The following is a 22,100-nucleotide window of genomic DNA, read 5'->3' as shown; positions in this document are numbered from 1 at the left end:
GTTGCGTCATACGGGGGTTCGGACGGCCCCGGGAATGGCTATTCGCCGATCAGGATCATCCGGCCGGTCTCCGGGTCGCGGTAGACCTGCCCCATGGATTCAAAACCCGAGCCAGCCTCGCCGGCGCCGGCGGGAGGATCCGGGATCTCGCGCCCGGGTTCGATCTCGGCACCGCCACTGGCCGGTTCCAGCCCGCTGCCCGATGCGGCCATCACCACCATCAGGCCGACGGCGAACACCAGCATGATGTCGGCCAGATTGGCCAAGGGGCCCATCGGCTCCTCGTCGGGCGCGTCGAAGCGCGAGGCGCGGTAGTGCGGGACCCTCATGCCGCCGCCTCCATACGCTCCATCGCCGCGTCATACCAGCGGCGACGCAGGCGCCCGAGCAGGAAGCCGAGAATGCCGACCAGCAGCCCCAGAACCGTGGTATTGAACGCCACCGTAACGGCCTGGGCGAGGATTTCCAGTTCGCCCCGACCCATCGCGGCCAGCCCCGGACCCAGCGGGATCAGCGTACCCATCAGCCCGAGCATCGGTCCGATGCGCGCCAGCAGATCGGCGCGGTCGATGCGCCGCCGGGCACGGTAGGCGAGGCGTTCGACATCGCCGCTCAATTCCAAGCGGCGTACCCCACCGGAGCGTTCACCCAGGGCCAGCCCGAGCTCCCAGACGGCCACCGCGACCAGCACCAGCAGGCCGACGATTACCGGCTCCAGCAGCCAGCGCACCACGGTGTCCATCAGCTCCATCGTGATCGAGAAAGACATTCGGTTTACCTCACTAACCTTTGTTCAGCCATTCGTACGGCCTTCTGTAGGAGGCCAGCCTCTGGCCGATGGGGCGTGGCCGATGCCGCAATCGCCGAGAGGGCTCGGCTCCTACAAGTACAGGGCCCGGGGATTTCCCGCCCCCAGCCGTTAACGCCGCCGGCCCGTGGCGATGCCGCCGAGCAGCAGCAGGAACAGCGCAGCGGCAACCAGCCAGGGGAGCCAGGGCATGCCCGCCGCCTCGTCGCCGGTCTCCTGGCCGCCGTCGGCCTCGGCCGGCTCGGGGATCTCCTGCACCTCCTGCGCGGTAGGGTCTTCCAGCGGCTGGATCTCGGTGGCGCGACTGGGGTCGGCCTCGGGCTCCGCCCGGTCGATCTGCGCGGCCGCCCGCACCGCCTCGAAGGCCTCGCGCAGGTCAGCGTCGTCCAGGCGCTCGGCCACCTCGTCCAGCATGGGATGGTCCGGGCGCGTATGGCCGCTGCCCGGCAGGCCATGCTCGACGACCAGTTCCGCGAAGCGCTTGGACAGGGCATCCAGCACCTCGGGATCGGCGTCCCAGAATCCGTGGTTCGCCGCGACCAGATGAACGGCCTGCAGATGGGTCTTCACGTGCACGTTGTGGCCGTCGGCCAGGAACGCGTCCAGGCCCAGCCCGTGGCGGTCCTGCAGATACACGTCGTGCACCTCGTCCCAGACCCAGGAGCGGATGATCTCCGGGTTGGTGACCTGCCAGCCCCAAAGGTTGTCGACGAAATCCCGCGCCATCGTGCGCGCCCCGGCATAGCCGTGATCCATCAGCGGCTCGATCCACTGCGGGTTCAGGTTCTGCCCCTGCAGCTCGCGCATCAGCGCGCGGCCGAGGGTCTCCACCCGCGGGTCGTCCGGATCGGCGTGCTGCAGCACGCGGTTGTCCGGCACCGCGCCGCGGATGCTCTCGACCGCGGTGGACAGCCCGCCCTGGAAATCGAAACCGTCGTCGTTGTCCAGCAGGCCGTAGAGGTGCGAGGCGCGCCCAAGGTAGGTGCGCCCGACCTGGCCCAGACGGGCCTCGAACGCCTCGTGTGCGGAGCCACCGGACTCATCCGCGCCATAGGCATGACCCATTCGGCGGAGGTAGGCCGCCCCCAGTTCGGCGCGGTCCTCCCAGGCACCGGAACGGTCCGCGAGACGATTGACCCCGGCCCCATAGGCCCCGGGGGCGGTACCGAACACACGCAGCGCGGCCTGCTGACCCGCTTCGACGCCATTGAGGCCTGCGCCGCGCAGGGCCTGGGTGTCTTCCACCCACTGGGCGGCCACGTCGTTGCGCGCCAGCGGCTCGGCGCCCGGATCGCGCAGGTCCGGCCCCAGCGGGGCCAGGGCCGCGTCCAGTGCCTCTTCCAGCTCGGGGTGCTCCTCAAGAATGATCTCGGACGAGCCGTCCAGCGCGAGGCGGGCGGCGCGATCCAGCCACACCAGCTGATCCTCGTAGAGGTCGCGGAACAGACCGGAGGTGGTGAACAGGGCATCGCGACGGCGATCGCGCCCGGCCTCGTCGAGGTCCATGCGCTCCAGTCCCTGGACGATCCCGCGGCTGTTCCAGGCCGGGCGGATGCCCAGCATGTCCATGCCGAAGGCAATCATCACGCCCTCGTCGCGCACGGTATCCGATGCCCAGAGGATGATCGCCTCGCTGCCATCCGCCTCGGGATCGCCGTGCGCGCGGGCATCCGCGGCCAGTTCCTGGCCAATGCCCCAGGCGATGCGTGTGGGCACCAGATCCGCCGCCAGCGCATGGAAGTTGCGCCCGGTCGGCAATACCTCCGGAGTGCGGATCGGGTCATTTCCCTGCCCGGGCGGCACGAAACGGCCTTCCAGCGCCGCCAGCAGATGCGCGCGCTCGCTGGCCGGGGATCCACGCAGCTTGGCGTCCCAGTCGCCGCCGAACGCGTCGTCACCCGCCATCGACTCGAGCATCGTGTCCACGGCCTCGTCCCTCCAGTCACGCCCGAACACATGCAGCCCCAGCGGCATCTGGTCTTCCTGCATGTCGGTCAGATAGTGACCGATCTCGTGGACCAGCAACTCCTCGTCCATCTCGGCCAGCGGAGTCGTTGTGTGTTCGTCAAGACCCTCGTGCGCATGCTCGTCCGCGTGGTCATGCTCATGAGCGTGTTCGTGTTCTTCTTCCCCGTGTTCGCGGTGATGGTCCGCATCGCGATGCTCATCGCCGTGTTCGTCCGCATGCCCTTCCCCATCCCCGGAGTCGGACGCGTCGTGGTGGCCCTCGTGGTGATCGCCGTGGTCATCATGGTGATGCCCGTGATCGTGGTGATGGCCCCGGGCCAGCTCGCGCTCGATGGTCTCGGTCAGGCCGAGGTCCTCGATGCGTTCGCGCAGGGTCTGGACGGCTCGCGAGCGCGTCGCGGCATCCGGCTGCGCGGCGGCCTCGTAGGTCTCCACCAGCTGACGCAGCTCCAGCAGGCTGTCGTACAGCTCCGTGGCCGCCAGTGGCGGGGTGAGGTGGCTGATCATCACGCCCATGGCGCGGCGCTTGGCCTGGATGCCCTCGCCCACGCCATCGACGATGTAGGGATAGATGATTGGCAGGGCGCCCCCGAGGATCTCGGGGTAGTCATCCGGCGCCAGCCCCGCGCGCCGGCGCGGCAGAAATTCGCGGGTCGAGTGGCGGCCGACATAGACCAGTGCATCCGCCTCGAAGTGGTCGCGGATCCAGTGGTAGAAGCCGACATACTGGTGGGTCGGGGGGAAGGTGGTATTCGCGTGCAGCAGGCGCTCGCTGACCTCCCAGCCACGCGTCGGCTGCGGCCCGATGAACACGTTGCCGAACTCGATCCCGGGGAACAGCATCTCGCCGTCGCGGGTCATCGCCTCGCCCGGCGGCTCGCCCCAGCCGGTCAGGCCCGGGATGCCCGTACGCACCAGCGCCTTGCGCAGTTGCTCGGTCGTAGCATGCGCGTCTTCCCCCGCCAGCGTGGCCTCCCAGGCCTCCTCGTACTGGGCCAGCAGGTCCAGTGCCCGGTCCTGGGCCGCGTGCGGATAGCTCTCGAGCATGTGGCGCAGATCGCCAACGCCGCTTTCCAGCGCGGCTTGAGCGAGCTCGACCTTGTCGGCGGCCTTGGCTGCCCCCAGGCGCGCCTGCAGATAGCCGATCGGGCCATCCACCAACTCGGCCCGGATCGACTCCGGCAGGGTGTCGAAATAGGCCTGGTACTGCTCGCGATCGAGCGAGGGCACCCGGCCGGCGATCGCGTCCAGCGCGTCCGCCTGCTCCGGAAGGTTCACCGCCCGGTCCTGGATCATGTCCAGCAGGGCTTCGGCATCCTCCGGCACTGTGCCCCCCAGGTCATAGCCGGCCGCCTCCAGGTTCTGCAGGATCTCCAGCAACGACTCGGGCACGTCCAGCTTGTCGGCGCCGATGTTCTGGCGACCCGGCGGATGGTTGTAGTAGACGACCGCCACCCGCTTGTCCGCGTTGTCGAGGCTGCGCAGACGCTGCCAGCGAGCGACCCGGTCGGCCAGGGCCTCGACACGCTCGCCGACCGGCTCGGTCAGTGTCAGGCGCACGCCCGTGCGTTCGTCCTGTTCCGGGGTGCCCGCGGCTGCCAGCACCATCGGCTGGCTCATGCCCTGCAACTCCGGCATGGCCACGTGGTAGTGCACCTTGTCCCAGGGGATGCCTTCGTGCGACAGCCGCCACTGGGTCGCGCTCACGGCCGCCAGTCGGATGCCCTTGATCACCGGGACATCCAGCTCGCCGAAGGCCTCGGCCACCGCCTCGCGGTTGCCACCCCCGCCGACCACGAAGTCCTGCAGGCTGACAACCCCCGCCAGATTCGCCGGTCCGGTCGCATCCGCGAGGGTCTCGACCGCTTCGCGGCTCGCCCCGCCCCAGCGCGCGAGCACCACAAAACACTGGATATCTCGGTTCTCTAGGGCCTCACAGGCCGCATCCAGCAGGGCGCGGTCGCCCGGCCGGTCACCGGTATCCAGATCCAGCAGCGCCACGGCCGGACCCGCCTCCAGGTCGAGAGCGTCCGGATCGGGACTGGAACCGCCATGACGGTAATAACGGATGGTCTCGCGCGGGTCCGGATCGGGCACGTCGATCGCGTGGCCGCCGTGCGCGGCCAGCCAGCGCATCAGGCCCTCCATGTTCTCCGGCGTGCGCCCCTGATACAACGCACGGCCCTTTAGCCAGTCCGCCTGCTCGGGAAAGCGCTCCTGTTGCTTTGTCAGATGATCGCGCGGGTCCTCGCCGGGTTCGGGGTTCTCGGCCAGCTCCGTACGGGCATCGTCATCCAGCCCTTCCAGCACGGCGTCGCCGCCGATGCGCGACAACACCGTCAGGCGGCGTTCGCTGTTGATCGCCAGGATCGGCACCCCGTCGGCGGGTGGTTCGGCCCGCAGCAGGCGTTCCAGCCGCCCTGCCTCGTCACCGAACACTGCCGCGACCAGCACAGCATCGGCATCGCGCCACAATGCCGTCAGCGAACCATCGGACTTGTCCGCCAGCTGCTCGGGCGTGCGCAGGATAATCTCGGCGTGCGGATGGGACTCGAGGAACCGGTGCGCCCCGGCTGTCACCTCCGCCGCGGAGCGATCCGACACCACCCCAACGATCTTCGGGTCATCGGCCGCCAGGGCTCCCGCAGGAAAGACCGCGAGAAGAAGCAAAACGACAGGAAGAAGAAACGGCATGCAGGAACTCTCCGAATACGAGATCAAGCCGTGAGTTCGCCGGAATGGCCCGGCATCGGGCCATTCGGCAACAAGTGCGGGTGCCGTCGACACGGCACCCGGCTACGCGGGCTGCTGGCTCGGGACCGAGAACGTCTCAGCCGCGTTGGTTCGCCGGCTGCCAGAGAACCTCTTGCCCGTTCTCGTGGCGCGCCAGCACGCGACAGAGGATGAACAGCAGATCCGAGAGCCGATTGATGTAGGCCAGCGAACCGGGGCGCAATGCCTCGTGGTGATTGAGCGCCACCAGCCGCCGCTCGGCGCGCCGACACACGGTACGCGCGATATGGCAATCCGCCGCGGCGGGCCCACCGCCCGGCAGGATGAACTCCTTCAGGGCCGGCAGATCCGCATTGAAGGACTCCAGCTCGACGTCCAGTCGTTCGACCGAGGCATCGGGCAAGGCCTGATGACCCGGCACCGCCAGCTCTGCACCCAGATCGAACAGCTCGTGCTGCACCAGGGCCAAGCTCCGACGAACCTCCTCGGGCAGGTCGTGGATCAAAAGGCGACCCACGACGCTGTTCAGTTCATCCACATCACCGAAGGCCTCGACGCGATGCGAGTCCTTGTCCACCCGCGAGCCGTCACCAAGGCCGGTTCGGCCTTCGTCACCCGTGCGGGTCGCAATCTTCGACAGTCGATTACCCATGGATCACCTCTGCTGATAACGCAGTTTCACGAACGCGGCACGCCCCGGCTGGTTGTAGCCGCCCGCCGTCTCGTAGTCCTTGTCGAACACGTTCTGGACCGAAGCCTGAAGCTGCCATTCCGGATGAATCTGATAGCTCGCTCGAAGGTTCAACAGCCCATAGCCGGATAAACGTGCCTGATCCCCACCAAACAGATCTTCCTTTGCCCGACTTTTCGCAATTACTGACCCTCCGAGGGAAATGCGCTGGAACTGACGGTCCAGATCGAAGCGGACAGTCAGAGGAGAGCGGCGAGACAATTCATTACCAGTGTCTCGGTTCTCTGTATCCAGTATCGTCAGAGCAGCACGAGAGCTCCATGCGCCGATATCGTGTCCGCCCTCGATCTCCAACCCACGAATCCGCGCCTCGTTAACATTTCGAGGCTCGTTCACATCCGTAGCGGGGTTGAGGTCATTACAATTGGTAACGCATTGGTATTGGATAAGACCATCAACGTGAGTTTCAAACACGCTTAAGTCGAGATACGACTCGTTGATGCTGTAACGCATTCCAATCTCGACCGTTTCAGATTCTTCTGCATTTAGCCCCGGGTTCCCTCGATATGTCCCATACGGAGACGACGACTCTGGGAAATAGAGATCATTGAAAGTTGGAGCCTTGAAGGCGGTACCATAGGAAGCGCGCAATCTCAGGGGTTCCGTTACCTGCAACCCCCAAGCCACCTGCCCGGTGACTTTGTCACCGAACTGCTCATTGTCATCAAAGCGCAGACTGCCCTCCAGATCATGCCGACCCAGGTCAACCTGGACGACGGAATAAGCACCGACGTTGTAGCGCGAATCTTCAACGTGATCGGCGGTGCTATCCACCTGGTCTTCATACGCATCAAGCCCGGCAATCAAGTAAACACGGTCCGTTATCTCGAAATCGTTTCGCCAATCCACGCCGTCGCGTTTCGTATTGAAGCGCGACGAAAAGACACCATCGTTGAAATTATCGTTCTCATCGCGACTGTGACTAACACTGAGTTCGGTATCCCAAAGGGGGGTTACAGCCACTCGCAAGCCAGCACGAAGGGCGGCATGCCGAAAATCGGTTTCATCTTCGGTGCCATCGAATTCGGACCTACCCTCTGAGTACAGCACATTACCGAAAACCTCGACTCCATTATCGAGCCGGTGCGAGACCTTGGTGGCAAGCGAGGTGTTGTCATAGCCATCGCGGTCTTCATCGCCCACTCCGTCCTGGACGTTGATACCGTCGGTCTCGAAATGGCTGACCGAAAGGCTGTAGTTCGTGTTGTCGGTACCGCCAGCGACCCCCACCCCCGTTTCCCAGGTATTGAAGCTGCCACCACCAACAAACGCATTGACCTTTGGCGGGCCCTTGCGGCCTTCCCGGGTGAAGACCTGCACGACCCCACCAATCGCGTCCGAACCATAGATGCTGGTGCGCGGACCGCGCACGATCTCCACCCGCTCGATCTCTTCCGGAGGCAGGAACTGCCAGCTTGCGCCGCCCGTCGTCGCGGAACCCATGCGCACGCTGTCGATCAACAGCAGCGTATGGTCGGAACTCGTGCCACGCGTATACACAGAAGTGGACTTGCCGAAGGCGCTATTCTGGGAGGTTTCGATCCCCGCGCGCGCCTCCAGAAGATCGGTGAACTGCTGGGGTTGCAGGCGCTCGATCTCTTCGCGGTCGATGATGGTCACCGAAGCGAGCGTCTCGTCCACCGTCTGGGCGATGCGCGAGGCGGTGACCTGGACGGTCTCCAGCGTCTGGGCATCGTCGGTATTCGGTGTGTCCGCCAGGGCGGGACTGGTGGCCAGCAGGATGGCCGCGGAAAGTGCTGTGCGTTTCATTGTGTAGAGTCTCCCGGCGAGCCGCCCGCACGCCGTTGATTCGTCGGGATCGCGCAGACAGGGGGAGACAGACACGAGGGGGATCGGCCAGGACCGGCGAACGGCCCGGCACGATCATCCGCCTCGCATGCCCGCCGCATGCCGCGCGATCATTCCCTGGCCGGTCTCCGGGCTGACGAGCGTCCGGTGCGGCGCCTTCCCGAACATCATGTTCAGTGGCACTGGCCGCGACCATCAGAAACCGACGGACGGTCTCTCGCTCGATCACCGTTGCGGGGGCAGCGTCGGATTCGTCTCCGGGCCTTGCAGCCGCTGGAGGCTCACCGATCTTCCCGTTTAACCCGCCAAGCCAGGCCTGGCCGGGCACCGAGGAACGCAGCGAACCCTACACAATTGGGCGCAAAATTACCAGCCGGGCCCGCCATGCGCGGGCGATCCTGCCGCCGCCGTTATGCCCGCCTACGCGCCCCTATCGGCGACGGCGACGTTCTTCGGCGTACAGGTAGCGAGCCCCACGCTTGAGCAGCAGGCCCCAGGTCTTGTCCTGCAGCATGGCGTCGAACTCGGGGGAGCGTTCGGCACGCAACGCCACCGGGTGCGACTCGTCTCCGGCATGTGTCGCCAGCATCTCCAGGCGCTCGCGGTTGGCACCGTAGTGATCGACCAGGAAATCGCGCATCGAATCACTCAGCGGCAGGTGGTAGATACGCGTGAGCCGCAGCGCTAGCCATTCGGCCATGCGCCCGAGGTCCTGCCGCACCTTGCGCACCATCGCCGATCCCAGACCCGCCTTCGCATCCGCGCTCATCCCCACGTAGAGCCCGCCCAGATAGGCGGCCGGGTTGGCATAGATCGCGCGCTGGATGCTCGGATTGGTGAGGTCCACCAGTGGCTCCATGATCAGGGCCAGCTGGATGCCGATGCGCTTCGCCGTCTCGGCGTCCAGTGCCGAACCACCAAAGTAGAACAGGTCGCCCTCGCGCTGGATCTTCAGTTCCTTGAGGAAGTTGCAGAAATTATTGGCCAGCTTGAGTTTCTGGTCGTCGGTCAGCTCGATCAGCTCTTCGCTGACGCGGATGCCACGCACACTCCGCTTGAACCAGCGCTTCTCGCCCCGCTTCTCCACCTGGGCCAGACGCAGCGCCTCCCAGCGTTCCACCGCATTGGCGTAACGGCTCTGCGCCTGCATGAGCTGGTCGCGGGCTTCCCGCAGATCCTCGACCCGGCGCAGCGCAAGGCCCAGGAGCTGTCCATCGGGGGAGTTTTCCGGCGGTTCCCGGTCTTCCAGTTCACGCAGCGCGTCCAGAACCTGGCGGCCCAGGCTGGCGACCGGCTCACGCAGGGCCTGCGGGTTTAGCCCCGAGGCCTCGCTCTGGGAAAGCAGAATGCCGAGCGAACGCAGACGGCTGACCACGCCCGCCTGGGCCACACGAAAGCGGTTGCCCTGGGATTCCAGCCGGTCGAGCGCGGCCCCGAGTTGCCAGCCACCAGACCACTCGAAGCTGAGGCGCTTGATCTGGCGCCCGTTCACCAGCTCGAAGGCGAGCACGAAGATCGCCTGCACGTCGTCGAGGGTGCAGCGTGCCAGATCGTCGGCGTCGGCGGCCGAGAACAACCGGTCAAGGAACTGGTCCACGCGCCGCACGCCATCCTCCTGGGTGGGCGCCACGCCGCGCAGGCGATCCCGCAACAGGTCGGCGACCTCCGGGGCCTCGTGGTGCAACTTCTCCAGGGCGGCCAACCGGGCGTCCTCGGTCGCATCCACCAGATCACCCACGCGCGAGCGCAGCCCCAGGCGGCGGTAGATCTCGATTTGCTCCGCCGCGGTCGCCAGGCTGGTGTCCCCGGTCATCTCGCGCACCGCGACGGCGACGCCCTCGGGCGAGATATCCACCTCGTGCAACAGCACCTCGGCGGCTTTGCGCCGGCGCATGTCCGGAGCCAGCTCGCCCATTGCCAGGTCGCGGGTCACGAACAGCAGGTCCGGCAGCAGGTCGATGGTGTTGCGCAGCTGGTCACGCGACTGTTCCTGGCGCTTGCCGCGCGTGGCATCCGCCACGAAGCGCGCGACCAGGCCGATCACCCCGAACAGCAGGGTATAGACGGCAAAGAAGATGAAGTTCTGCGCCGGGGCGGCATGCCCAAACCCGAGGAAGTACCCGCCCTGCATTGCCAGGAACGTGACCGGCCCCGCCGCCCACAGCAGCTGCAGGAAGTTCAGCGACCAGGGGACCCGCCGCGCGGTGGCCGCCACCTCGGTAATGCGGCTGCGGCCAGCCGCCTCGATCAGGACGTTTTCCTGCGACGGACCGACGGCCTGCGGGCCTTCCTGGCCCTGTGCCTCCCTGCGTTTACGAAAGCGACCGAACACGCGCCCCTGCTCCGGAATGGATGGTTACCACCGGCATGGCGGCAACGTGCCCATTAGTGTAGGGAAACCGTGTTCGGTTCGCGCGCGGCGGGCGGTATTTTCGCGAGCGGTCCGCGCGCGCCTGGTACGCCCTCAGGCGGCGTCGCTGCGCTCTGCCCGGGCATCGCCGGGCGGGGTGGAGATCACTTCGGGGGCATCGTCACGATAAAGGTAGTCGCGGGTCAGCGGCACCGCGTCCTGCTGCTTGGCCATCTGCACGTGGAAGACCACCTGGTCCCACCAGCGGAAGGTGCCCTCGCAACTGGCCAGGTAGAACTCCCACATGCGGCAGAAGCGCTCGTCGAAGCGTTCCACCGCCTCGGAACGAATCTTCTGGAAGCGTCGATACCACTCGGCCAGGGTCTCGGCATAGTGCAGCCGCCAGAACTCGATATCGGTGGTGTACAGAGGAGTGGGCTCCAGCGCGCTCATCACCTCGGACAAGGCCGGCGTGTAACCGCCCGGGAAGATGTACTTGTTCAGCCAGGGGTTGGATGTGCCCGGCGCTTCCTGGCGGCCGATGGTATGCAGCACCGCGATACCGTCCGGCTTCAGCAGGTCGTGCACCCGCTGGAAAAACGTGCCGTAGTTCGGCGTACCGACATGCTCGAACATGCCAACGCTGACGATCCGGTCGTACTGGTCGTCGTGCTCGCGATAGTCCTGGTAGAGGAATCGCACCCGGTCCCCCAGTCCCCGGCGTCTGGCCTCGTCCCGGGCCACGCGCAGCTGCTCCTTCGACAGCGTCACGCCGTCCACCTGCACGCCGGCGTGCTCCGCGAGATGAAAGGCCAGACCGCCCCAGCCGCAGCCGATGTCCAGTACGCGCATGCCGGGTTCCAGCAGGAGCTTCTTGCGCAGCATCGCGCACTTGGCCTGCTGCGCTTCTTCCAGCGTCATGTCCGGGCGCTCGAAGTACGCACAGCTGTAGAACATGCCCTCGTCCAGGAACTGGCGGTACAGCCACTCGTCGACGTCGTAGTGATGGGCGATGTTCTGGTAGGAGCGCGCGACCTTGTTGCCCTGTTCGATCAGGGCACGCAGCATCCGCACGGCCGGGTTGACCCGCTGCTTGAACATCGGCGCGAAATTGCGCATGGCCACGTCGAGGAACACCTGCAGGCCCTCCGGCCCAGGTGCCCAGAGGCCATCCATGTAGGTCTCGCCCAGCTGGTATCCGGGGTCGCGTCCGATCTTGCGCAGGGCACTGGAGTCGTGCAGTTGCATCGTGATCTCCGGCGCGCCCTGCCCAAAACGCTGCTCTCGCCCATCCGGGTGCCGCAGCACGAACGTTCCATACCGGATGTACTGCTCGAGTAATCGCTCGACCATCTCTACCCCTGTCCCTGTACTGGTGGTCGGGTCTCGCAGCTTTCTGATGCAATCCCGGCCTGAAATTCGTTCTTCCCGATGTAGAATTAGTCTAAAAAGCGGGTGTTGGGGTTGTCCACTTGGCCAGGGATGTGGCGTTGCCCGGGTCAACCACCCCGGCGGCGGCGATTGCGCACCCACGAAAAACCTTCTACCCAAAGGGACAGTACCGTATTCCCGACGCGGATGGCAGACCCCCGAAATCCCTTTCCCCAACCTCGAGAAAACGGCTACCCTGCACCCATGACGCTACGACCCACCCAAGCATGCCAGCACTGCACCCTGCGCCAGCTCTGTCTGCCCGTGGGCCTGCCCCAGGACGAACTCTGGCAGCTCGACGAGATCGTCCAGCAGCGCCGGCCGATCGCCAAGGGTGCGGCCCTGTTCACCATGGGGAGCCAGTTCCTCGCCCTGTACGCAGTCCGCACCGGCGCGCTGAAGACGGTACTGATCTCCGACGACGGCACCGAACAGATCACGGGCTTTGCCTTGGCGGGCGACCTCCTGGGGCTGGACGCGATCCACTCCGGCAAGCACCCGGTCAGCGCCATCGCCCTGGAATCCACCAGCGTTTGTGCCGTGCCCTACGGGCATGTGGATGACCTCGCCGGCCGCCTGCCGACGTTCCGCCAGCACATGATGAGCGTGATGAGCCAGGAGCTGGCGCAGGACGACAGCCTGCACGCCCTGCTCGCCCAGCGCACGGCGGAACAGCGCCTGGCGACCTTCCTGATCACACTGTCGGAACGCCATCGCGCGCGTGGTCTCTCCCCCGAACGCTTCTACCTTCCGATGTCACGGGCCGACATCGCCAACCACCTGGGTCTGACCCAGGAGACCATCAGTCGCCTGTTCACCCAGCTGCGCAATCAGGGCGTGATCAGCCTCCACACCCGCGATCTCGAGATCCTCGAGCCCGACACCCTGCGCAACACCGCCGGGGTCAGTTTCACCTCCGCCGCGAGCAGTGCCTGAAGCCGGGGACACCCCGGAGCCGGCCACGGACTTCGACGCCTTCTGGGCATTCGCCGGCGCGCTGTGGGCCAATCCCGCCGCCCGCGAACGCCTGATGCACTGGCAGGACGGCTTCGACGTGGACGTGATGCTGGTTTCGTTCGCCCTGTGGTATCCACACCCGCTGGGCGCGTCGCAATGGCACGCACTGCGACAGACAGCCCACCACTGGAATACATCCAGGACCGCGCGCATCCGCGCGCTGCGCCGGCGCCTCTACACCCCCGACCGAAACCCGCTTTACCGCGCGATGCTGGGACTGGAGTTGCAAAGCGAGCGCCTGGCGGCGCTCCAACTGCACACACACGCCAGCCACCTGCACGGTCAGGTGGACGGGGCTGCCGTGATCGACCCCGAACGCCGGCTACGCAGCCTGTTCCCCGACCTTCCAGACACCGAGATCCGCGACGGGTTGCGCGAGTTCACCTCCGCCTGAGGGGGCCCTGCTACACGCGAGCCCTTATTCCGGATATCCTCCCCGCACATTGACCGAACACGGCAGGATTCATGTCGGATGATCTGCGCAGCCAGCTCCTGAAGACGGGGCTGGTGGACGAAAAACAGGTTCGCAAGGCCAAGTCGCAAAAGCACAAGGCCCAGAAGGGCAACGCGAAAAAGAAGAAGGACCGCGGCAGCGGTCCCGAGCCGGGCGTGGCCGAAGCGCGCAAAGCCGAGCAGGCCGAGCGTTCGCGGCAGAAGAACCGCGAGCAGCAGGAGCGGGCCGAGCGCCGGGCCCGCCACGCCCAGATCCGCGAACTGGTCAGCACTCACCTGGCGCCGATTCCCACCGGCGATGCCGCGCTGGATTATCACTTCCAGCAGGGCGGGCAAATCCGCCACCTCCCGGTGACGGCCGACCTGCAAAAGCGCCTGGCCGATGGCCGCGCCGCGATTGCCGGTCTGGATATCCGGCCGGAGAAGGGGTTCCGGGTCATCCCGCGGGAGACCGCGGACCGCATCCGCGAGCGCGATCCCGAGTGGCCACTGGTGATCCCGGCCGAGGACGACGCCACGTCGGATCCCGACCCGGACGATCCGTACAAGGACTACGTGGTACCCGACGACCTCATGTGGTGAAGTCGGTCCCGGCGGACCGGAACACCGCGGCGGTTGTCAGTCCGTCGCGCGCTTCACGTCCGCGGCGGGCATGCCGCCTTGCTGCGGCCGTCGTGCCTCGTCGCTGGACATGTCCTGCGGTGTGATGCCGCCCTGTTCCAGGCCCTGGGCGGGCCCGGTCGACTGCTCCTCGGGGCCACCGTTGCCACAGCCCAGCGCCAGCAGGCCGACGGCCGTCAGGCCGATCACCAGGGGGGCGGCTCGCTGAATCTCTCGCATCGTCGTCACTCTTGGTCCATAGACAGTGAAAGCCTGCAGCCTGCGCACCGGCGGCGCAAGCGCCGGCGCGCGCGGGGCGGGCTTCAGGCCGCCCCCACCGGCAGGACCCGGGTCCCGGCCTGCCCGCCGAGGATGGCGGTGGCATCACCCAGCGCACCGATCCCGACCCGGATCCCTTCGCCCGCCGCGCGGCGCGCGGCCTCCATCTTCGGTCCCATGGAGCCGGCCGGGTATGCCGCCGGGTCCACCGCCGTGACCAGGAGCGCCTTGAGGCGCCGGGCCTCCGGCGTGCCCCAGTCCATGTAGACCCCGTCGACATCGGTCAGCATCAGCAGCCAGTCGGCCTCCACATGCGCGGCCAGGCGGGCGGCCGTCAGGTCCTTGTCGACCACGGCCTCGATGCCCTGGAGGCGCCCGCCCGCGTCGCGCGCGACCGGCACACCCCCGCCCCCGGCGCAGATCGCGACCGCTCCGCCATCCACGAGACTGCGCACGGCGTCCATGCCCAGCAGGCGCTGCGGCTCCGGCGAGGCGACCACGCGCCGCCAGCCCTCGCCATCCGGCGCGACCTCCCAGCCGCGCTCGTCGGCCAGCGCCCGGGCACGGGCCTCGTCCCAGGTCGGGCCGATGAATTTCTCCGGATGGCCGAAGGCGGGATCGTTCGGGTCGACCTCGGTCTGGGTCAGCAGGCTCGCCACCCGGTCGTGCCCCAGCGCGTTGTGCAGCTCGCGCGCGAGGACATATCCGATCATGCCGTGACTCTCGGCGCCCACCACGTCCAGCGGCCAGGCGATGCGATCGCATTCCGCCTGGTTGGCGAGCAGACCCACCTGGGGGCCATTCCCGTGGGTGACAACCACCTCGTGCTCGCGGGCCACGGCCGCGATGGCCGCGGCCGCCTGTCGTGCGTTGCGTTGCTGGACCTCGGCCGACAGGGTCTCGCCGCGTTGCAGCAGGGCGTTTCCGCCCAGCGCGATCACGATGCGCATGGCGGGGCCTCCTCCCGGGGAACGATCAGGTGCGGGGCAGTGTGACGCCGCGCTGGCCCTGGTACTTGCCGCCACGGTCCTTGTAGGAGGTCTCGCAGACCTCGTCGGACTGCAGGAACAGCATCTGCGCGACGCCCTCGTTGGCGTAGATCTTGGCCGGCAGTGGCGTGGTGTTGGAGAACTCCAGGGTCACGTGGCCCTCCCACTCGGGCTCCAGCGGGGTCACGTTGACGATGATGCCGCAGCGCGCGTAGGTGGACTTGCCGAGGCAAATGGTCAGCACGTCGCGCGGGATGCGGAAGTACTCCACCGTGTGCGCCAGGGCAAAGGAGTTCGGCGGGATGATGCAGACTTCGGACTGCACATCCACAAAGCTGCCCTCGTCGAACCCCTTGGGGTCGACGATGCTGGAATTGATGTTGGTGAAGATCTTGAAGTGATCCGAGCAGCGCACGTCGTAGCCGTAGCTGGACGTGCCATAGGACACGATGCGCTGGTCGTCGCGATAGCGGATCTGGCCAGGCTCGAAGGGCTCGATCATGCCCTTCGTCTCGGCCATCTCCCGGATCCAGCGGTCCGACTTGATGCTCATTGGCCCTGTCCCTGGTGCCCCATGGATCAGCTGTCCTGGATCACGATGTTGGGGAACTTGCTGCTGTAGTCCTTGGACTGCTCCGCCAGCTTGGCCCCAGTACGCCGCGCAATCTCGCGGTAGATCTCGGTGATGCGGCCGTCGGGATCGGCGATCACGGTCGGCTCGCCACCGTCGGCCTGTTCGCGGATGCGGATATCCAGCGGCAGGGCACCCAGCATGTCCACGCCGTATTCTTCCGCCATGTTCTCCGCACCGCCCTGGCCAAAGATGTATTCCTCGTTCCCGCACTTCGAGCAGATGTGGATGCTCATGTTCTCGATGATCCCGAGCACCGGCACCTCGACCTTCTCGAACATGCGCAGGCCCTTGCGCGCGTCCAGCAGCGCGATGTCCTGCGGCGTGGTCACGATGACCGCGCCGGACACGGGAATCTTCTGCGACAGGGTCAGCTGGATATCGCCGGTCCCCGGCGGCAGGTCGATGATCAGGTAATCAAGCTCCTTCCAGTTGGTCTCGTTCAGGAGTTGCTCCAGCGCCTGGGTGACCATCGGGCCACGCCAGATCATCGGCGTGTCCTCCTCGATCAGGAAGCCGATCGACATGGCCTGCACGCCGTGACGTTCCAGCGGCTCCATGCTCTTGCCATCCTTGGACTCCGGATTGCCCTTGATGCCCAGCATGCGCGGCTGGCTGGGGCCGTAGATATCCGCGTCCAGGATACCGACCTGGGCGCCCTCGGCCGCCAGGCCCAGCGCCAGGTTGACTGCGGTGGTGGACTTGCCCACCCCGCCCTTGCCGGAGGCGACGGCAATGATGTTCTTGATCCCGGCCATCGGCTTCAGGCTTTTCTGCACCGCATGGGTGGTGACCTTGGTGCCGATCGTGACTTCGGAGGATTCGAGCCCGGGCACCGCGGCCAGCGCACCCTGGATCGCGGCGCGCAGTTCATCGTGATAGCCGTTCGCGGAATACCCCATCTCGATCGCGATGGAGGCGCGGGCGCCTTCCACCTGGATGTTCTTGACCGCGCCGGCGGCCACCAAGTCCTGCTCCAGGTACTTGTCCTGAACGGTCTTCAGGGCGTTTTCGATCTGCTCGCGCGAGAGTTCGGCCATGGTGTTCGTTCCATCCAGCAATTGGGGGGTGACCGCGCGATTCTACTGGCCCCGGCGGACCACGCCAATGGCACCACGCGCCGCCAGTCCTTTCCGGACCTGTCGATGCCTCCCGACCGGGCGGATACCAGGCGAGTGTCAACCCCCTGGCGCCGTTTTTATGCACAAAGGGCGTGCCGATGGAGGAAACGGCCCGAGATAGGCGCACAAGCATCCAAACCGCTGCACAATAGTTTTATATCCGATTGTTATTATTGCTATTTCGAATGTTGGTCGATTTTTAACCAATCTGTCACGAGCCCTTGTGTGGCAAGGCCTGGCGACGGATTCCACCGGGTTTCCCACAGAGTTATCCACAGGTTCTGTGGACAACACGCCGAGGCCCGCTGTACGCCTCGACAACCCTCGAGCCAAACCCGACAATAGCGCCCCTGCACCCGCGCCCGGTGCCACCCAAACGAGCCAAGCAATGACCGATACCCCGCGCAAGATCCTCGTCACCAGCGCCCTGCCCTACGCCAACGGCCCGATCCACCTGGGCCATCTGGTGGAATACATCCAGACCGATATCTGGGTGCGGTTCCAGCGTTCGCGCGGTCACGAGGTGATCTATGTCTGCGCGGACGACGCCCACGGCACCCCGATCATGCTCAAGGCACGCGCCGAGGGCATCGAGCCGGAGGAGCTGATCGCACGTGTGCGCCAGGAGCACGAGGCCGACTTCGGCGAGTTCCTGATCGGGTTCGACCACTACCACTCGACCCATTCGGACGAGAACCGCGAGCTGGCCGGGCAGATCTACACCGCGCTGCGCGACGCCGGACACATCGAGACCCGCACGATCGATCAGGCCTATGACCCCGAGGCCGGGATGTTCCTGCCGGATCGTTTCATCAAGGGCACCTGCCCCAAGTGCGGGGCGCAAGAACAGTACGGCGACTCCTGCGAGGCCTGCGGCGCCACCTACAGCCCACTGGACCTGAAGGATCCGGTCTCCGCGATCAGCGGCGCGCGGCCCGAGTCCCGCGCCTCCGAGCACTACTTCTTCAAGCTCGGGGACTTCGAGGCCTTCCTGCGCGAATGGACCCGTTCCGGGCGCCTGCAGGACGCGATCCGCAACAAGCTGGACGAGTGGTTCGACACCGGTCTCAGCGACTGGGACATCTCCCGCGACAAACCCTACTTCGGCTTCGAGATCCCCGATGCGCCGGGCAAGTACTTCTACGTCTGGCTCGACGCGCCGATCGGCTATATGGCGAGCTTTCGCGCCTACGCCGCGCAGCAGGGCCTGGACTTCGACGCCTGGTGGGGCGCGGACTCCGATGCCGAGCTGTATCACTTCATCGGCAAGGACATCGCCTACTTCCACACCCTGTTCTGGCCGGCCATGCTGCACGGTGCGGGCTATCGCACCCCCTCGGCGGTGTTCTGCCACGGCTTCCTGACCGTCAATGGTCAGAAGATGTCGAAGTCGCGCGGGACCTTCATCCGCGCCCGCGATTACCTGGACCACCTGAACCCGGAGTCTCTGCGTTACTACCTGGCCGCCAAACTGGGCGACAGCGTCGACGACCTGGACCTGAATTTCGACGACTTCGTACAACGGGTGAACTCGGACCTGGTCGGCAAGGTGGTCAACATCGCCAGTCGCTGCGCCGGATTCATCAACAAGCGTTTCGAAGGCGAACTGGCCGCAGAACTCCCGCGCCCCGACCTGCACGAGGCCTTCGTCGCCGAGGGCGAGGCGATCGCCCAGGCCTTCGAGAAGCGCGAGTTCGCCCAGGCCATGCGCCGCATCATGGCCCTGGCCGACCAGGCCAACCAGTACATCGACGAGGCCCAGCCCTGGGTCCTGGCGAAACAGGAAGGGCGCGAGGCCGAGGTCCAGGCGATCAACACCCAGGGCCTGGACCTGTTCCGCATCCTGATCGTCTATCTCGCCCCGGTGCTGCCGAAACTGGCCGCCGACGCCGCCGCGTTCCTGAACCTGGAGGACACCCGCTGGGCGAGCCGCGAGCCGCTGGTCGGGCGTTCCATCCAGAAGTTCAAGCCGCTGATGACCCGCATCGAGCCGGAGACCATCGACAAGCTGCTGGAGGCCTCGAAGGCCACGCTGGCCGCCACCGAGGCATCCAGCGCCCCCGGCAACGCCACCCCCGAGGCGAACGTGGACCCGATCGCCGCGACCATCGACTTCGACACCTTCGCCCAGGTGGACCTGCGCATCGCGCGCATCGCCAACGCCGAGCACGTCGAGGGCGCCGACAAGCTGCTGAAGCTGACCCTGGACATCGGCAGCGACACGCGCCAGGTCTTCGCCGGCATCAAGTCCGCCTACGCCCCCGACGACCTCATCGGCCGACACACCGTGATGGTCGCCAACCTGGCCCCGCGCAAGATGCGCTTCGGCGTCTCCGAAGGCATGGTGCTGGCCGCCGGGCCGGGCGGTTCGGAGCTCTACATCCTGAACCCGGACGACGGCGCCCGCCCCGGCATGCGCGTCAAGTAATGCCCGCTCCCGATCGCGTGTTTCGCGCCGAACCGCGACGGCCCATGGATTTGCACCCGAGCCTCGCGTAAGCTGCCGCTCTTTTGTCGACACCCGGACGCATGGAACAAAGCCCCGAATTCAAAGCGCAGGTCCGCCTGCTGGCCGACGCCGGACGCGAGCTCGCGGACCGCGGCTGGCTCCCCGCGCGCACCGGGCACTTCTCCGCGCGCCTGGATGACCAGCACATCGCCATTACCGCACCGGGCCGCAGCAAGGACCTTCTGGACGCGCACGACTTCATGGTCGTCGATCTCGAAGGGCACCTGGTCTCCGGTAGCGGCGAGCCCGGCCCCGAGACCTTCCTGCACATCATCATGTACCGCCGCGACGCCGATCTCGGGGCCGTGCTCCACACCCACAGCATCCACGGCACGGTGCTGTCGCGTCAGGTCGGGGGCTCCCTGCTGCTGCGCGACTACGAGGCCCTGCGCGAACTCCCGGGTTGCGAGCACCCCACGCGCGGCATCCAGGTCCCGGTCTTCGCCAACCACCCGGACATGCAGCAGCTGGCCGCCCGGGTCGATGCCGCCATGGACCGCGATCCGGCGCTTGCCGGCTACCTGATCAGCGGCCACGGTCTCTACACTTGGGGCCAGACCGTCGAACGGGCCATGCAGCGCACCGAGGCCTTCGAGTTCATGTTCGAATGCGAGTCGCTGGCGCGCCAGCTGCCCCAATGAACCGCGGCGACGCACACCCCGCCCCGCAGGCCGTCATCCTGGCCTTCGAGGGCATCCTCGTCCCCTCCGGCGTGCTGCGCGAGACACTGGAGCCCCATGCGCTGGAGGCGCTGCCGGACTTCCTCGAACGCCACGCCGAAACCACCGCCGTGCAGCGCACCCTGACGGACATCCTGGCCTATTCCGGACGCGAACTGGACGTCGACGGGCTGCTCGCCCAGATCCACGCCTGGATCCGCGGCGGCCAGGACATCACGCCGGTGCGCCAGCTCCAGGGGATGGTCTGGGCCGACGCACTGGAAGCCGGGGCCCTGCAGCCCGAACTCGACGACACCACGGCAGCCGCACTGGACCGGCTGCACCAGTCCGGCGTCGCCCTGTACAGCTTCGGGGCAACCCCGGCACCGGTGCAGCGCGACTGGCTGCGCCACGGCCCGCATCCGGAGGTCGAGCAACGCCTTGCCGGATGGTTCGACACCCGCATCGGCGGGCGCCGCGATGCCGGCAGCTACCGCCGCCTGGCGGCGGAGATCGGCCTGACGCCGGAGGCCGTTCTGGTACTGTCCACCCGCGGCGACGAGCTGGATGCCGCCCACCAGGCCTGGCTGCTGACCGCACGCCCGGCGGCGGATCCGCAGGCCGGGGATGACCATCCGGTCCGGTCCTTGACCTCGCTCATCCCCGACGGCGCCGGCGACCGGTAAGCTGTTTCGACGACCCGGCCCTCATCCCGCTCCAGGGCGGGGATTTACGTCCGGACAGGGCAATCGCCCCGTAATGGGCAGGGTTGAGCGGGCACGGCCCGTCGCCGATACTGTGTTGTTGACCTGACGACTCGGATTTTTCGTGGAATACGTCCTGATCCTCATCAGTACGATCCTCGTGAACAACTTCGTACTGGTGAAGTTTCTGGGCCTGTGCCCGTTCATGGGGGTCTCGCGCAAGGTCGAGACGGCCACCGGCATGGGCCTGGCCACGACCTTCGTGCTCACGTTGTCCGCGGTCAGCTCCTATGTGATCAACGAACACCTGCTGATCCCGCTCGGGCTCGAGTACCTGCGTACCATCGCCTTCATCCTGGTGATCGCCGCCGTGGTGCAGTTCACCGAACTGGTCGTGCGCAAGACCTCGCCGCTGCTCTACAACGTGCTGGGGATCTTCCTGCCACTGATCACCACCAACTGCGCGGTACTGGGCGTGGCCCTGCTGAACGTCCAGGAGGCGCACAACTTCGTCGAGTCCGCCCTGTACGGCTTCGGCGCCGCCGTGGGCTTCTCGCTGGTGCTGATCCTGTTCTCCGCCATCCGCGAGCGCATCGCCGTGGCCGACGTGCCGGTGATGTTCCGCGGTAGCGCGATCGCCATGGTCACCGCCGGGCTGATGTCCCTGGCGTTCATGGGCTTCTCCGGGCTGGTGCGGCTGTGAGCGTGCTCTACGCCATCCTCGCGATCGGTGGCCTGGCGGCCGCCTTCGGGGTGATCCTGGGCTTCGCCGCCCAGCGTTTCCGGGTGGAGTCCGACCCGGTCGTGGATCAGATCGACGCCCTGCTGCCGCAGACCCAGTGCGGCCAGTGCTCCTACCCCGGCTGCCGCCCGTACGCCGAGGCCATCGCCGCCGGCGAGGCGGACATCAACCGCTGCCCGCCCGGCGGCCAGGCCACCGTCCAGGCCCTTGCGGACCTGCTCGACCGCGAACCCACCCCACTGGAGGAGGAAGAGCAGGAGAAGGCCGTCGCCATCATCGACGAGAACATCTGCATCGGCTGCACCCTGTGCATCCAGGCCTGCCCGGTCGACGCGATCCTCGGGGCCGCCAAGCAGATGCATACCGTGATCGAGGAGGAATGCACCGGCTGCGAGCTGTGCATCGAGCCCTGCCCGGTGGACTGCATCACCATGGTCCCGGTCGGCACCGACATCACCGAATGGCGCTGGTCGGAGCCGGAACCCTCGCCCATCGAGCGGCCCATCCACGCCATCGCGGACGGTTCGCGATCCGGCTAAGCCGGAG

Annotated in this window: 19 protein-coding genes and 1 riboswitch; of the genes, 8 read left to right on the top strand and 11 right to left on the bottom strand. The window is 66.7% G+C overall.

Annotated features, from left to right (window positions below; all coding sequences use genetic code 11):
• Nucleotides 1–38 precede the first annotated feature (38 nt).
• From F817_RS0113315 to F817_RS0113285, 7 genes are all read right to left on the bottom strand, one after another.
• Nucleotides 39–329 carry a DUF2149 domain-containing protein gene (locus F817_RS0113315; RefSeq protein ID WP_024328111.1) on the bottom strand — a complete coding sequence of 97 codons (291 nt, stop codon included), beginning with the start codon at nt 327–329 and terminating at the stop codon, nt 39–41.
• Nucleotides 326–769: a MotA/TolQ/ExbB proton channel family protein gene (locus F817_RS0113310; protein WP_024328110.1), complete on the bottom strand. Its 444-nt coding sequence runs from the start codon at nt 767–769 to the stop codon at nt 326–328. The genes F817_RS0113315 and F817_RS0113310 overlap by 4 nt, the downstream gene beginning before the upstream one ends.
• A gap of 150 nt (nt 770–919) precedes the next feature.
• Entirely contained in the window at nt 920–5,470 is a 4,551-nt protein-coding gene (locus F817_RS0113305; RefSeq protein ID WP_024328109.1) for a cobaltochelatase subunit CobN, read from the bottom strand.
• A 136-nt stretch (nt 5,471–5,606) separates the two neighbouring features.
• On the bottom strand, nt 5,607–6,161 hold the full coding sequence (locus tag F817_RS0113300) for a cob(I)yrinic acid a,c-diamide adenosyltransferase (protein ID WP_024328108.1): 555 nt from the start codon (nt 6,159–6,161) through the stop codon (nt 5,607–5,609).
• A 3-nt stretch (nt 6,162–6,164) separates the two neighbouring features.
• Nucleotides 6,165–8,030 carry a TonB-dependent receptor domain-containing protein gene (locus tag F817_RS0113295; protein ID WP_024328107.1) on the bottom strand — a complete coding sequence of 622 codons (1,866 nt, stop codon included), beginning with the start codon at nt 8,028–8,030 and terminating at the stop codon, nt 6,165–6,167.
• Between the two features lie 140 nt (nt 8,031–8,170).
• Nucleotides 8,171–8,416: riboswitch (cobalamin riboswitch) on the bottom strand.
• Between the two features lie 83 nt (nt 8,417–8,499).
• On the bottom strand, nt 8,500–10,401 hold the full coding sequence (locus tag F817_RS0113290; RefSeq protein ID WP_024328106.1) for a hypothetical protein: 1,902 nt from the start codon (nt 10,399–10,401) through the stop codon (nt 8,500–8,502).
• A 132-nt stretch (nt 10,402–10,533) separates the two neighbouring features.
• Complete coding sequence (locus F817_RS0113285; protein ID WP_024328105.1) at nt 10,534–11,772, bottom strand: cyclopropane-fatty-acyl-phospholipid synthase family protein; 1,239 nt, start codon at nt 11,770–11,772, stop codon at nt 10,534–10,536.
• A 282-nt stretch (nt 11,773–12,054) separates the two neighbouring features.
• On the opposite strand from F817_RS0113285, the gene fnr reads away from it, so the two are divergent.
• From fnr to F817_RS0113270, 3 genes are all read left to right on the top strand, one after another.
• Complete coding sequence (fnr, locus tag F817_RS0113280; protein ID WP_024328104.1) at nt 12,055–12,786, top strand: fumarate/nitrate reduction transcriptional regulator Fnr; 732 nt, start codon at nt 12,055–12,057, stop codon at nt 12,784–12,786.
• Entirely contained in the window at nt 12,779–13,261 is a 483-nt protein-coding gene (locus tag F817_RS0113275) for a DUF2390 domain-containing protein (RefSeq protein WP_024328103.1), read from the top strand. Before fnr ends, F817_RS0113275 begins: the two co-directional genes overlap by 8 nt.
• A gap of 71 nt (nt 13,262–13,332) precedes the next feature.
• A complete protein-coding gene (locus F817_RS0113270; protein ID WP_024328102.1) occupies nt 13,333–13,902 on the top strand; it encodes a DUF2058 domain-containing protein in 570 nt (189 codons plus the stop codon).
• 36 nt (nt 13,903–13,938) lie between these two features.
• Here F817_RS0113270 and F817_RS0113265 read toward each other — a convergent pair whose 3' ends face one another.
• The 4 genes from F817_RS0113265 to apbC all read right to left on the bottom strand — a co-directional run bounded on the left by F817_RS0113265 (nt 13,939) and on the right by apbC (nt 16,859).
• Nucleotides 13,939–14,160, bottom strand: coding sequence for a hypothetical protein (locus tag F817_RS0113265; protein ID WP_024328101.1), 222 nt, complete (start codon nt 14,158–14,160; stop codon nt 13,939–13,941).
• An 83-nt stretch (nt 14,161–14,243) separates the two neighbouring features.
• Nucleotides 14,244–15,149, bottom strand: a complete 906-nt coding sequence (locus F817_RS0113260; RefSeq protein WP_024328100.1) for a carbamate kinase — start codon at nt 15,147–15,149, stop codon at nt 14,244–14,246.
• A 25-nt stretch (nt 15,150–15,174) separates the two neighbouring features.
• The gene (dcd, locus tag F817_RS0113255) at nt 15,175–15,741 is read right to left on the bottom strand and encodes a dCTP deaminase (RefSeq protein WP_024328099.1); all 567 of its coding nucleotides are present in this window, start codon (nt 15,739–15,741) and stop codon (nt 15,175–15,177) included.
• Nucleotides 15,742–15,767: 26 nt separating this feature from the next.
• Entirely contained in the window at nt 15,768–16,859 is a 1,092-nt protein-coding gene (gene apbC, locus F817_RS0113250; RefSeq protein WP_024328098.1) for an iron-sulfur cluster carrier protein ApbC, read from the bottom strand.
• Between the two features lie 469 nt (nt 16,860–17,328).
• On the opposite strand from apbC, the gene metG reads away from it, so the two are divergent.
• The 5 genes from metG to rsxB all read left to right on the top strand — a co-directional run bounded on the left by metG (nt 17,329) and on the right by rsxB (nt 22,093).
• The gene (metG, locus tag F817_RS0113245) at nt 17,329–19,368 is read left to right on the top strand and encodes a methionine--tRNA ligase (RefSeq protein ID WP_024328097.1); all 2,040 of its coding nucleotides are present in this window, start codon (nt 17,329–17,331) and stop codon (nt 19,366–19,368) included.
• A gap of 101 nt (nt 19,369–19,469) precedes the next feature.
• Nucleotides 19,470–20,090 carry a methylthioribulose 1-phosphate dehydratase gene (mtnB, locus tag F817_RS0113240; RefSeq protein WP_024328096.1) on the top strand — a complete coding sequence of 207 codons (621 nt, stop codon included), beginning with the start codon at nt 19,470–19,472 and terminating at the stop codon, nt 20,088–20,090.
• Nucleotides 20,087–20,794, top strand: coding sequence for an enolase (locus tag F817_RS0113235; RefSeq protein ID WP_024328095.1), 708 nt, complete (start codon nt 20,087–20,089; stop codon nt 20,792–20,794). Before mtnB ends, F817_RS0113235 begins: the two co-directional genes overlap by 4 nt.
• 142 nt (nt 20,795–20,936) lie before the next feature.
• On the top strand, nt 20,937–21,515 hold the full coding sequence (gene rsxA, locus F817_RS0113230; protein WP_024328094.1) for an electron transport complex subunit RsxA: 579 nt from the start codon (nt 20,937–20,939) through the stop codon (nt 21,513–21,515).
• Entirely contained in the window at nt 21,512–22,093 is a 582-nt protein-coding gene (rsxB, locus tag F817_RS0113225) for an electron transport complex subunit RsxB (protein ID WP_024328093.1), read from the top strand. Before rsxA ends, rsxB begins: the two co-directional genes overlap by 4 nt.
• Nucleotides 22,094–22,100: the final 7 nt, after the last annotated feature.

Source organism: Thioalkalivibrio sp. AKL19, from assembly GCF_000420165.1.
Taxonomy (GTDB): Bacteria; Pseudomonadota; Gammaproteobacteria; order Ectothiorhodospirales; family Ectothiorhodospiraceae; genus Thioalkalivibrio.
Note: the sequence above shows the minus strand (reverse complement) of the source record. Positions and strands in the feature narration are given on the sequence as shown.

Coding starts and splice junctions, on each gene's coding strand:
- metG (WP_024328097.1), top strand. CDS start 17,329: ATGACCGATACCCCGCGCAAGATCCTCGTCACCAGCGCCCTGCCCTAC.
- F817_RS0113295 (WP_024328107.1), bottom strand. CDS start 8,030: ATGAAACGCACAGCACTTTCCGCGGCCATCCTGCTGGCCACCAGTCCC.
- dcd (WP_024328099.1), bottom strand. CDS start 15,741: ATGAGCATCAAGTCGGACCGCTGGATCCGGGAGATGGCCGAGACGAAG.
- F817_RS0113300 (WP_024328108.1), bottom strand. CDS start 6,161: ATGGGTAATCGACTGTCGAAGATTGCGACCCGCACGGGTGACGAAGGC.
- F817_RS0113260 (WP_024328100.1), bottom strand. CDS start 15,149: ATGCGCATCGTGATCGCGCTGGGCGGAAACGCCCTGCTGCAACGCGGC.
- apbC (WP_024328098.1), bottom strand. CDS start 16,859: ATGGCCGAACTCTCGCGCGAGCAGATCGAAAACGCCCTGAAGACCGTT.
- F817_RS0113310 (WP_024328110.1), bottom strand. CDS start 769: ATGTCTTTCTCGATCACGATGGAGCTGATGGACACCGTGGTGCGCTGG.
- fnr (WP_024328104.1), top strand. CDS start 12,055: ATGACGCTACGACCCACCCAAGCATGCCAGCACTGCACCCTGCGCCAG.
- F817_RS0113305 (WP_024328109.1), bottom strand. CDS start 5,470: ATGCCGTTTCTTCTTCCTGTCGTTTTGCTTCTTCTCGCGGTCTTTCCT.
- F817_RS0113265 (WP_024328101.1), bottom strand. CDS start 14,160: ATGCGAGAGATTCAGCGAGCCGCCCCCCTGGTGATCGGCCTGACGGCC.
- F817_RS0113285 (WP_024328105.1), bottom strand. CDS start 11,772: ATGGTCGAGCGATTACTCGAGCAGTACATCCGGTATGGAACGTTCGTG.
- F817_RS0113235 (WP_024328095.1), top strand. CDS start 20,087: ATGAACCGCGGCGACGCACACCCCGCCCCGCAGGCCGTCATCCTGGCC.
- F817_RS0113270 (WP_024328102.1), top strand. CDS start 13,333: ATGTCGGATGATCTGCGCAGCCAGCTCCTGAAGACGGGGCTGGTGGAC.
- mtnB (WP_024328096.1), top strand. CDS start 19,470: ATGGAACAAAGCCCCGAATTCAAAGCGCAGGTCCGCCTGCTGGCCGAC.
- F817_RS0113315 (WP_024328111.1), bottom strand. CDS start 329: ATGAGGGTCCCGCACTACCGCGCCTCGCGCTTCGACGCGCCCGACGAG.